At 40.7% G+C, this 12,520-nt stretch carries 7 protein-coding genes and 1 pseudogene; 3 read left to right on the top strand and 5 right to left on the bottom strand.

All coding sequences use genetic code 11. The features are described from left to right. Window positions 1-5,171 (bottom strand): hypothetical protein (locus tag VB732_RS33995; RefSeq protein ID WP_323235225.1); only part of this gene is annotated, 5,171 nt, incomplete at its 3' end. A 38-nt stretch (window positions 5,172-5,209) separates the two neighbouring features. Here VB732_RS33995 and VB732_RS34000 point away from each other — a divergent pair. Beyond that, on the top strand, window positions 5,210-5,740 hold the full coding sequence (locus VB732_RS34000; RefSeq protein ID WP_323235226.1) for a hypothetical protein: 531 nt from the start codon (window positions 5,210-5,212) through the stop codon (window positions 5,738-5,740). A 323-nt stretch (window positions 5,741-6,063) separates the two neighbouring features. Here VB732_RS34000 and VB732_RS34005 read toward each other — a convergent pair whose 3' ends face one another. The 4 genes from VB732_RS34005 to VB732_RS34020 all read right to left on the bottom strand — a co-directional run bounded on the left by VB732_RS34005 (window position 6,064) and on the right by VB732_RS34020 (window position 9,052). Next, window positions 6,064-6,438, bottom strand: a complete 375-nt coding sequence (locus tag VB732_RS34005) for a hypothetical protein (protein WP_323235227.1) — start codon at window positions 6,436-6,438, stop codon at window positions 6,064-6,066. A gap of 197 nt (window positions 6,439-6,635) precedes the next feature. After that, window positions 6,636-7,046 carry a hypothetical protein gene (locus VB732_RS34010; protein WP_323235228.1) on the bottom strand — a complete coding sequence of 137 codons (411 nt, stop codon included), beginning with the start codon at window positions 7,044-7,046 and terminating at the stop codon, window positions 6,636-6,638. A gap of 275 nt (window positions 7,047-7,321) precedes the next feature. Beyond that, window positions 7,322-8,548, bottom strand: a complete 1,227-nt coding sequence (locus tag VB732_RS34015; RefSeq protein ID WP_323235229.1) for a ParM/StbA family protein — start codon at window positions 8,546-8,548, stop codon at window positions 7,322-7,324. A gap of 12 nt (window positions 8,549-8,560) precedes the next feature. Next, window positions 8,561-9,052 carry a hypothetical protein gene (locus VB732_RS34020; RefSeq protein WP_323235230.1) on the bottom strand — a complete coding sequence of 164 codons (492 nt, stop codon included), beginning with the start codon at window positions 9,050-9,052 and terminating at the stop codon, window positions 8,561-8,563. A gap of 1,418 nt (window positions 9,053-10,470) precedes the next feature. Here VB732_RS34020 and mobV point away from each other — a divergent pair. Then, a complete protein-coding gene (gene mobV, locus VB732_RS34025; protein WP_323235231.1) occupies window positions 10,471-12,177 on the top strand; it encodes a MobV family relaxase in 1,707 nt (568 codons plus the stop codon). A gap of 107 nt (window positions 12,178-12,284) precedes the next feature. After that, window positions 12,285-12,520, top strand: a pseudogene (locus tag VB732_RS34030) (ATP-binding protein); the annotation flags it as partial.

A 12,520-nucleotide genomic window follows, 5' to 3' on the forward strand; every position in this document is an offset into this window, starting at 1 on the left:
GCTAAACTTTTATCTATTTGACTATTAACGTCCTCAAAAGTTTGCAATATCTGTGGAGTTACTTTATTAATTTGTACCTGACCAGATTGCAAGTTTAAAATTACTTCCCCATTTTTCTGCGAAATAGTTAAATCCCTCTGCTGGGTATTGAAAGCCAAGTCATAAATCTTTCCTTGAACTTGAGTACCATTTTCGTTAGGCTTACCCCAGACCATGCCAATCCTTTGAGCAATTTGAGTCAACCGACTGATGGCTTCAAGTTCAGATGTATCTTTATTCATTACTGTCAACGCTTGGGCTGATAATTGCTCACCAGCTTTAAATTGATTGGCGACTTCCACAATCCGTTTTTTGTAATTCTCCGACTTCCCTAACTTATCTGCGGCATTATACCAATTTCTCAAATCATCAATAGTAACTGATTGAGTTTGGACTGTTTGGTTGGGTGCGGCTCTATTTTGTGGTTCAGGAAATGGGACTATTTTCCCGTCCACATAATCCCCCAAGGGTTCAAGATGTAGTCCCCAGACCTGCCCTTTGCCCGTGAATAATTCTGGTAATGCTTTGGGTGAGTGCTTTTCCATGTCAGCCCATTGCTGTTGATAAACAGGGTCAGCAATCATATCAGGTGTGATTTGATACTGCTTACCGACTCGAAAGGCGACTTGTTTATCAATGCCTGTCGCCAGAGCAATATCACCTTCCTTAAACCCATACTGTTTGTATGGTTGATAAGCTCTGGTGGTATGAGTTCTGCCATATCCGCGCATGGCATCAATGCAAGTATTTACAGGTAGTGGATTAGTGTCACCATGCATCATTAAAGGGTAGTTCATCGGAATCGGTTTGCCTTTGATGACAGGAGGGGCGACATTTTGAACCTCTTGGTTTGGGTGGAATTGAGCGCTTTGTTGAGGCGGGGATTGTGCTGATTGAGACGGAGGTTTCAAGAATTGCGATCGCGTGGCCAAAGATTTAATTTCTTGTTGATATTCAGTACTTGATTCAATCACAGCCCCAAATTTTTTGGTCATGTTCTCCAAAGTTTTGGGGGGAATTGAACTACTGACTAAGTGAAATACTGCTAGACCTTTTTTGGTTTCCCTGATGACATCTTCTATTGGTACTTGCTGCCATTCAACTTTTTGAGCAGTTAACCATTTAGTTACAGTATCAGCTTTCTGGTTGTCAACAGCCAAGCCCATGATTCCAAGTTTCTTGTTTGATTCTGTCGAAAATAAGAAAGTAGGACGCTCTTTAATCTGATGTAGAATATTCGCACTACTCTCAATCATCTTTTGTTGTTCAGAATTAACCGATTGAGTCCTAAAAGCCTGAAATTCCTTCGTCCAAATAGTAGGATATTCAACGCTATTAGGGTCAATTTGAGCGCAAATAACAGAAAAATTACTTTCAACGATTGCAGGCGCAAGTGTAAGTTTTCCGGTTTTGAGCAATCCAAGTTGTCTGAGCGCGTCTTTGTCTTTTTTAAAGTGCAACACTCCCAAGGGTTCACCATTCAAAAATACAGCATCTCTAGTTTTAGAAGCTGAGGTTTCGATACTCAGTTTTCGGTAATCTTGATCATTGAATGTCTGACCAGAAAAATCATAGAAGTTAATTTTATTAATTTTGAGGAGATTTCCATTGGGAGACTCACCCAGGACAAAAGCTTGATCTCCTGTCTCAGAGATTGACGTGAGCTTTAATTTTAGAGGATTACCATTTTTCAGGTAATCAATTTGTTTCAACTGTTGGGCAGAATCACTGTCTAACTCACCCAGTATTTTGCCATCAAGTCTGATTTTTACTGTTTTGTCAGTCACCGGCACAGTGCCAAATTCCAAGTTGACCGGTTCGGCGTTAAAAACAAGTCCTGCATAAGAGAAGTTCTTGAGTTCACGGATAGTAATTTCAACCGGCTCGTTTCCTGGCAGTCCAATGGTTGCTTTGGCAGTCGCGGGTTCCACGCCAACGAAATTAGCTTGTCCCTTTGTGCCAATGGGAAGCTGTGCGGTTCTAGTTTCAAGCATGGCAAATTCCTTATATTCGCCGTCAGCATCCTGAACAAACATTAGTCTGGAAACATGGCGCTCATGCCCGACTGGATGGTGGCTGGCTCTAATTTCTATCGGGTGCAAATCATCCTTGTTCCAGTCTCGACCCAAAAATTGATTCGCTTCATTATTCAGTGTGACTAACTTCGGTTCAGTAAATTGCAATTTATCTAAGCGAGAGATAATCTCATTGGGGAAAGCAGCGAAGGCAAAATTAGAGACTTTTTTGGCGATCGCTTGGGGGTTTGCGTTTTCTTTTCTTGCAATTTCAAGTTCATCCTGGCGGGATGCACAGATGTTCCAAGCGGCGGCGGATAGAGCAAGTTTTTCTGACTCTGGGATAGAAGCGTAAAATGCGAGAGCCGCCTCTTGTGCCTTATCGAAAAGTAATTTAGTTTGGCTTCTAGTAAGTTCTGGTTTTAGTTCTAGGAGTTTAGCTCCCTGCATGGTCATCCCCGCCTTGAGGTTGTGGTCAGTCACAGATTGTTGGCTAACTGTCCCCAGGTTGCGGTATGCGGGTTTTCCATCCTCCCCAATCTCACCATTGATTTGTGCAACTGCTAGTAATTTGTGGGGGCGTTCTTTAGTTCGCCATTTCTCTGGAATTTCGTCTAGGCGAATGTTCAACGTTTGGGCTTTCCAAATCAGAGGATGTTTGTAATGGGTGAGATTGGTAATTTCGAGTTGGCAAGACTGTGGAGTTTGGATGATTGCTGATGGCCCTTTCTCGGTTTCCCGCCGTCGCTCCATACGTACCGCAGCGTTGAATTTCTGATCAAACTCGTACTTGGCGGCGATCGCTGCAAATTTCTGCTGTGGTGTAAATTCTACTCCTTTGAATAAGTCTTTAAACTGGACGATGGGACGCGACTCTAACTGTGATTCTTGGAAATATTTATTAGTTTGGCTAATCAATAATTCTACTGGTGAGTAGCCCTTTGGTGTTATCCCCGTGTTTAAATAAACTGACGAAGATTTCTTATCTTTAATATAATTAACATCACGATACAAGTAGCGGCTGTTTTCCCTGATTTTATCCATCTCAGGTTTTTTAGCACTTTTGAATAAATCAACCGCTATTTGGTTTTGATAACATCCCTCACCAATCATTTCCCGGTACATCAGGCGGTTAATGTCCATCGCCTGCTGAATAATATCTGGCGTTCTGTTATGATTCTCTGCTAGAGCTACAACAGATTGCATGAAAGGTTTGTACTCTGCTCTAATTAGTTTAGGCTTCTCGCCATGTTCCTGTTCAAATAAACTTTGATAGTGCTTAGATACTTGGTCTAAATAAGTTGACTGTTGTTCTAAGTTACCGTAAGTTTTAAGTACCTCAATTTCCGATTCTAATGCTTCTAGTGCCGTCACTTGATTGTTGATTATGCCTACGCTGATGCTATCGCTCATGTGGATAGCTATTTCTTCAAATGGGGGCTGGCTTCCATTTTCCAAATAAAATGATTGTTTCTTTTCTTTAACAGTAGGCCGATAAGCATTTTCAGGCTGGTTTCTGTACTCGGCTTCGGCTGTGAAGTTTGGATATTGAAGTGCAAGTGCTACGCCAATACAGTCACCGTCGAAATCACGCGCTTGACGTTGTGATTCGGTTTCGAGGGGATTAACTTCGTTGTGTTGAATACCTTGGGCTTCTAGCGCTTCAATCCGAGCAAGTAGGCGTTTGTGATCTTCATCATTGACTATAATAATTCCTTGTAATGGTTCACCATCTGGAGCTAGGCGGTCTTCAACATATTTGTTATTAGAAACACATAGACCGTTAGAATTAAGAAATGGGGAACGGAAATTTAACACTTTTTCATTTTCATCCATCCAAGTCACACAAATTTCGCCATTCTTGAGTTCTTTGGAAGGGATAATCATTCCTCGGTCAAAAGTTAGTGTCTTGCCAACCGCAATATCACGCCACTGACCTTGCACAAATCGACTTAGCTCTTGTTTTACTTTTTCGGTTTCTAGTAATTGTTGATGGCCAAGTAAATCAGCTTTGATGAGTTTGTACATGAACATATCATCTTTCTGAGATTCATCTGATTCATCGTTTAGCTCTAAGTCTTCACCAGAATTATTCTCTACTTGTTTACCTAAAGTATCAGCTTTAACTGATTCAATAATTTCTCGTTCTAAAGATTTTTTTTGCTCTTCTGAAAATTCTTTTCGCTTTTCGTAGTTTTCACAGTACAGTTGTGCAACAATTCTAGGGTCATCTTGAGCTTCTGCTAGCTTTTGAGCTTGTACCTCTAGTTCTTCTGCAAAATCCTTAATACCTTGAGGAAATGATGCTAATAATTGAGATATGGCAGTTTTACCTCGCTCTGATTGGGACTTTTCGCCTAACCAGATTTTTTGTTTGTATAATCCCGGTTGAATTTGGGGTTTAGTCGGTTTATCGGGATGATCTTTGTCTGTACCTTTGAAGCTAGATAGCGGAAGAATTAAGTCAATTTTGGGTTCGTTACTAGTATCAGCATACTCGATTCTATCAAAACTGTAAGGTCTTAATGTCCCCTTACCGAACCGATATTTAGTATCTTCTCCATCAGTTTCTGTCCACCCAAATCGATGCTGAATTATACGATAACTTGTATCCTGCTGTTCTTCCCTTTTAGTTAATTTATCATATAGCTGGGTAGAGATTTGACCATAGCAGTCACCTACCAATTTAAAAGCATTTTCTTTGTTAATAATTCCTCCATTTTCACCTTGTGCTTCAGTAGAGTCATCTACAATCAAAATGTTTAATTCTTCATGTATCGAATTTTTACACCCCCCTAGAAAGATTGAACCGTAAGCACCTCTATCTTTTCTATCAGGGCATAACTTTTCGATTACTTCCAAGCATTCTGGCGACCCGTACAATAATCGGGTTTTAGAAGATAATAATAACGTATGCCCATTTGGGTGATTTCTTAAATCTTCTGGCGTACTATATTCATCTATATGTCCGAAAGAAAACTGTTGTTCTGGAAAGTAAAATTCTAATAGAGTATTATCTAATTTTTCAGTTAAAATTGATTGGGAATTCTGATTATCTCCATCAGTATGAATCCATTGATTTAGTCTGGGATCAAAGTGTTGGAATTGCAAAGACATAATCTTGTTTAATCATTGAAAATTTTTAGGAGTCCAATATGTCAAGAATTAAACGCTGGTTAAATATGCACGGGAAAGAATTTAACGCAGACGGGACTTTAAAGGATGAAGTAAGACAACAAAAGTTATTTAGAGGGTCAGATCCAGGAGCAATTGATAGTTATGCTCGTAGATGTAAGGCAGAATATGATGAATGGAAACGACTAGACGAAACAGATCCAGAGCCTTGGCCTGTTTATACTGCCTACGATTTCTTCACAGCAGAAGAAAAGCGGCAGTTTAACCCAGACGGTTCTCTTAACCCTAAGTACGTTCAAGAAGCTCTAGACAAGGGCATCAGCGAGGGATGGCTTGAAGAGATGGAGCGACGCAAAAAATTTGAAGTCGATAACTACAATAGAGTTTCTGAAAAACATGCAGAACAGGGAATCAACTTCGGCGCATGGCAGATGAGAGGGAGGATTGGAAACAGCACAACATACGTCCAACGTCGTCAGCAGATGGAGCAAGACCTGCGTAACTTTGAGGATGTTGACAGTTTGCCTTTCGATAAGGACACAGTATTTTAGTTAGCAAATTGAGGAATAGGGAGATTTCGCTCTATTTCTAATTTCCTAACACCTAAATTTGCTTGGGCAACGTGATGCTAAGTTTTTTAGCAAACAATATCAGCAGTAAATTTACCCCAAACCTCGTGATTAAATTCATTGATTTGGGGTGAATTTTTGATGATAAAAACCGTTAGAAAACGCAATCATTCCTAAGATGACAAAGGCTGTAATGATTAATATGTGCAGTGAATTGAATGCCGAGCGTTCTCTGACTACTTCAGCCCACATTACTTTCAGTTGATCTTCCGTTGTCTTCCTGAGCGAAAAAGCGAATTGTTTGGTTAATTGGCTTGCCGTTCTATAGCTGGAGGTATTACCCCAGGCGATCGCACAACTGACTTGTTGGAAGCGGCGGCAAGGAACGCAAACATTCCTAAAATAGCAAAGGACGTAATAATCACTTGCTGTACGGATACAAAGACCGACTTTTCTTTCTCCTTTTGGACAGTAATGCGATTGAGATTCTGTTGAAATGCCGAGAAATACAAATAATTCAACACTTTCTCACACAAGGCAGGGTCTTCACCTATTTGTACTTTCTGGCACAGGAGAATTTCTAGATGCTCTTGGCGGCGATCGCTTGTAGACAAATCGCGCTCGTCCCACAGTTTTGCCTGGGTTGTATCTAAAGGTCTATTAATACCTAATATAGTCATACTATGGCCTCACTTGGTTTAGAAGTTAGTTGAGGGAACAGGTGTAATCGATAATTCAATTACACCCTAGTGTGCTTTTTGAAAAATGGAACTCGTATCTAACTTAAGAAGTTTAAATATGCTTTCAAAAAAGAACTAGCAACTTGAGTACTGAAAAAATCAAAGCTCAGGTTGCTAGTAAAGTTTGAGAAGATATGCTATATTTCCCAGTCCAAATCTTCAGTTGGAGATGGAGATAAAACCTGTGCCTTGGGTGGTGGCTGGGGTGTATCCGGCTGCAATGGGTTCGTCCCATCTTGGAATATTTCTTGTGCTAGAGTCCGCCCATCTGAGTCAATGTCGCTACTCAAGAAATACTCCAAAACCTGCGGTGTAGCACCATCAATTGCTGCTTGTGCTAGTAGAGATTTGATGAATTGGGGAGATGCTTCACTATCAGCTAGTACCTTCAAGGTTTGCTCGGCATCTTGGATGGTCATTTTGGAGATATCTCTAACTCCAACTTCTTCCCAGACATCGCCAAAATACTGTCGATATTGCTGATTGAAGTCTTGCTCTTGGGCAAATCGTGATAATTCTTGTACCTGCAAATGTGTCGTTTCAGCCATATCAATTTGCCAATGTTAATTGTTCACGCTTGTTATTGTTTGAGTCAACCATCTTGAGCAATTGTTGATTAAGATAGTTTTGATCCGAAACAGCGATCGCCTGCGGAGGGAAACACCATTCAAAGCCAAACCCTTACGTTTACTGGCTTTGGGGATGTTAGACAGACATTCTGTCTAACATCAGACAGCATTAGTCGCAACAGTTGTCGTACAAATGCAAACTAATCTAAATCCAATACCGTCTTCACTACACCCAACACCCTACCCCCAACACCCTATTTTTGGCTTGTAGTGATATAACCGTTCCTTTGCCAAATCTCCATGTCCGGTTTAGAACTCTTGAATGGTTGAACATAATAATCAGGAACTAGGGGTTTGTCTTGGCGGTCATAGCTCAATTCATGATCCAAAAACTTGATATGGCTAATATGGGATGCCCAAGCATCAGCTATCCTATCACCTAATCCCATTGTGTCTAAATATTTAGGTAGTTCCATTCCGCCATTCCAACAAATGGGGATGCCTTCGCCATCAAAATGTTCGGTTAGCTCTTGGCGTACAAAGGATGCTGTCCCACCACAAACTAAGATTTCATCCATAAGGGCAATATTTCTCAACCAGCGCCATAAAGCACGGCAGTACTCTTTGCGAACTATTGGTAAAATCCGACAAAACAACTCTACATCAGCATTGATTTCTTCGATTTTGGTTTTGCGTGATAGAAACCGCAGTGCATCAAAATTGTTATTCGTGGTTTCGGCTAAAGCTGAAATTAGGCGTAAGTCATCTTTTGATAAACCTACAGCAGTACGTTCTACAAACTGATGCACCACCCAATTCATCCCTAAATCTGTAGATTCAGCTTTTATTGCATTCCCCTTGTGCGACAAAATAAAACTGGCATTACGATAGCCTAACATCAGCATTCCTATACTCTTTTGGAAATAGTTTATGTTGACGTTGCGACTGCGATATGCCATGATACCCGCCCCTTCTGGACTGACATCAAAGCTACGTAATTTCGCTTTTAACCTCCCTGTTGGCGTGATTATTCCTGTTTTTAAGTTCTGTGCTAGTTTTGCTCTAAGCGTTTGCCCATCCGACGCTTCTCCTACTGGCAACAACAAATGTACATATAGTTCTATATCTGGGTTTTTCACTCCCAGCCGCCGAATTGCCAACCATAACATAGCTGCTACTTTCGGTAAGGCATATTGATACTTCAAATCTCTAATAGCTGATGTCCCCGCGAACATACTTTTGGCTAATGCTCCCAGGACATAGTATTCTGACCCAATTCCTATCCACACCGTCGTATCTTGTACGAGTTGATTTGACAAATATTCTATTGACTCTACCCCTAAATCCGCTATTTCTGGTTCCATTGCTAAAACTATTGGAACCCCATCTGGATAAATCTGTGCTATCCCCTTCTGAAAACTTGTCCCTAAATCAATCGTTATCGCAACTTTTGTGTAGTCTTTATTATTCTTTTTATTCATCTTCAGCCCCCCTCAAGGTTTGTCCCAGCCAAACATCCGCTTAATGTCGGTCATCTCTTGATAGTTTTGCGAGTCAAGAAATTCATCGTCATCGTCATCTTCATGGTCTTCATCTTCCTCATCAGTAGAACTTATTTGTCCATTTCCCGAAGTAACCCCTAAGACGGATAGACTATCTGATGCCACTATGTTTGATGCTTGCATTGATATATTTGATGTCACCACTAGCGGGTCTGGTGCTATCCCGCAAGTTCTCCGAATCATACTAATTTGTGCTTCTAGTTGACTAATTGCCCAAATGCCAATCTGTCTTAATTCTTCTCCCCTCAGTCCCGAAGAAAACAAGGCTAGAGGTAGCCAGTGGTTTTTTAGCGTTGCTGTTATAACTTGCGAATAATCTGCTTCTAAACCAAATGGATTTGACCTTATGTAGCCAACTACTTTTCCATCTAAACTATCTTTCGGGCGCTTAATCGAAACTCTTATTTGTTCTATCTCTGCCATATTTTATGCTTCTCACAGAGGTAATGCAGGTCTTAGAAATGTCAGAATTCAGTCCTTCTGAATTCATGAGTCAGAATTCATGAGTCCGAACAGTAGAAGAATTAGAAACTCATTTGACTCATAAATCTACTTGCAATATCAAACCTTTTATAAATTCTGACTCACCTCGGCTGCGCTCGGCGACCAACTGAGTGCTGAATTCTTACTTAAAAATTATGACACTTTATTTTTAATACTGCTGAACTTTATTTTTCTTAAAATTTAGTTTCAGTAGTTTTCGTCTTGAGGAACTTCAATTTCAGTTTTTTTATCTATGAAGCAATTTTGAAGAAGAATTCAGAAGTCAGAATTCAGGAGTCAGAATTAATGAGTGGGAAATTCAGATCCACCACTCATTGAAGACCCTAAATTTCTAATTTAATGGGGGCTTAAACCCGTTCATTCATCTGCCACTCGTACAGAATTCAATTCTGAATTCTGGCTCCTGACTCCTGACTCCTGTTCATTGAAATGCTTAAATTTTATTTCTACTTGTTCATTTAATCATTTTTTCTAGACTTCATAACGCAATTCCTTCAAAATATTGAATCTACACTATTTAAGTCGGGTTTATTTGATTTTTCAGTACACTTTTTGTCAAAATAAATACTATCAGTTTGGACGGCCAAAAGGACAAGAAATGCCGTTTTCTGTCCCTTTGGCCGTCCTCACACAAGCCCGAATTGGAAATATCTAGATTTCATGACTTTCCTTTGGACGGCCAAAGGGACAAGAAATACCGTTTTCTGTCCTTTTGGCCGTCCACTCTTTTTGCATTTTTTCTCTTGAAAGCCTTATCATTAATCAGCTACAGCCACTTTTTTGCCATATTTTTATTCTCAATAAGACCCAAGCTTATTGAGAATGCGTACTACAAGCTTGTTGATTTCGCACTACAAAAACTCCCAAAAATTCTGAATTGGCTTTGAAAACCTTGAGTAATTCTCAAAAAATTCTGAATTGGCTTTGAAAACCTTGGGTAATTCTCGAAAAATTCTGTGAGCAGTCCATTAATTATCATTAATCAAGCCTTATTGACAGTTAAATAGCCCGAAAGCCTTGCTATTGCGTAGTTTTTTAGTCCAAATCACAGAAAGCAGAATGTTACCTACTTAGGCTGAAATTGTGTCAAGAGTGACTATGCTACTAAGGGAATCTTGGGGATAGCGGGAGAATTGCCTGTGAAATGCCTCAGAAATGCTGTAGGGCGGCTTAAGATAGTCGTACTTACTACGGTTATTTGGCCATTTTCGCATTTGAGCGATTTGGCTTTAAAATAGGCGTGAAACCGAGAAAAAACAGCAATAAATTGAGTGATATTTGTTTCTCAGTCAGTCAGCCCAAAAACTTGTATTTCCAAATTTTAGTGTAGATAAAAAATGGCATACGCGATCGCGCGATTAAAAAAATTAAAGCGGGGTAATATATCAGGGAGTGCATCTCACACTGCACGAGAAAGAGAAACCCCGAATGCAGATCCCACTCAAAAAAATATTCGGTTCATCGGTAGCCTCGACCCAGAGGAACGACTAGAGGATTTAGTCTTAGCCAAGATAGGGGACTCGGAGCAGAAGCGAAAGATTCGCACTGATGCGGTGTACTGCGTGGAGTTACTCTTAAGTGCATCGCCCAGTTATTTCCGTCCCGACTGCCCCACCCAAGCCGGTTACTATGAACCCCAAAAGTTGGATAACTGGCTAGAAGCGACTCACCAGTGGTTAGCGGATGAATATGGCAATCGCATTGTCCGCGCCGAGTTACACCTGGACGAAGCCACCCCCCATATTCACGCTTATTTTGTGCCTTTGGATGATCAAGGACAGCTACGGTGCAATCATTTCTTTGACGGGCGGCAGAAAATCCAACAATTTCAAGATTCTTACTACCAGACAATGCGGTTAATTGGGTTGGAGCGCGGTATTAAAGGAAGCAGAGCAAAGCACCAGGACATCAAAGACTTTTACCGGATTGTGGAGGAGGGGCGTGACTTAGAAGTTGATGAGCTAAGTGCAGCGCAATTGAAGGCCAAAGCTGCCGACCGAGACAGGGCGAATCAGCGTAAGCAAGAGATGGAAGCTACAGCCAAAGCTATTGCACTTGACAATGAACAGTTACGGCGACGGATAGAGCAATTAGAGCAAGATAATCAATCAATAAGAAAACTTACCGAATGGTCAACTGATTTAGCTTTAGGTGATGTTGCTTGGGAGTTGGGACTGTGGCGTAAAGGGAATGAATGGGTAGGAGGAAACCACATCATTAATATAGATGCCTCTCAATTTACTGACTTTGGCAATGGTTCTTCGTTAGGGGGTAACAGCGCTATTGATTTAGTCAAGCATGTTAATCAATGCAACCAAGCCCAAGCGATCGCATGGATCGGGGAGCGATTTGGTGAAGTCGGCGCAAAACGTGCAGCGATAGCTCATGCTCAAAAAGTTACGGCTCTTATTATCCAAACTCAACCAGTACCGCAATTCACTCCACCGATTGAGGATAAAGCTAATTGGTCAGGTGTTGAACATTACCTAACTCAGAAACGAGGCATACCCTCTGATTGCGTACAAATGTTACATAATCAGGGACTAGTTTATGCCGACTCAAAAGCAAATGTAGTGTTTGTGATGCGGGATCTCAACGGAAAAACCAAAGGAGCATTTTTAGAAGGGGCAGCTAATAATTTCTCTGGTTATGAGTTAGGTACAGTTCGCCGTGATAGCTGGTTTTACTTTACTTTGGGGAAAAAGCCTAGCGAACAAACTAGTACTGTCGTACTGTCTGACTCTCCCATTGACACCATTTCAGTAGCCATGCTGGAATATCAGGTTAAAGGAATACCAGAAAACAGAACAGTTTACATGGCAGTAGATGACACTTCAAATTTACCTGTTGAAAGATTACGTAATGTTCCTTGTGTACAGGTAGCTTTTAGTCAACCAACAGTGGCACGGGCTGTTAAAGAACTGCTGCCACACTCGACTCAACTCAAGTGCGAAAGTCGGGATTGGAATACGCAGTTAATCAATTTCTCCCATCAATTGCAACAACGTTATTCACAACAAAACCATGAGGAATTAGAGCTATAGTTGCAAAAAAGTCAAGCTCCTTTAGTACCGATTTTTTCAGTACTAAAGTAGCTAGTAAAGAGTTTTAGCTATCAATAATATTGGGGTGAAATTTAACTAAAGCCCTAATGAATAATGAGTTAATCAAGCAAGTATTTAGATTAATTAAGCTTAACAATAAGCTGATTGCTGTCGAGTCTCCATTGCAAGAGAGGGTCAGGCTGCTCATCAATCTAGCCAGTGAATGCGAACAATACAATATTAACTGTTACCTGTGGACGCTCGAAGATGATGCGCTACACCAGTTATCTACTAATGAGGAGGGATTAAGTTTACAAAGAGTTGACCAGTATCAAGCGATCGC

The sequence above is a fragment of the Nostoc sp. UHCC 0252 genome, from assembly GCF_034931145.1.
Taxonomy (GTDB): domain Bacteria; phylum Cyanobacteriota; class Cyanobacteriia; order Cyanobacteriales; family Nostocaceae; genus Nostoc.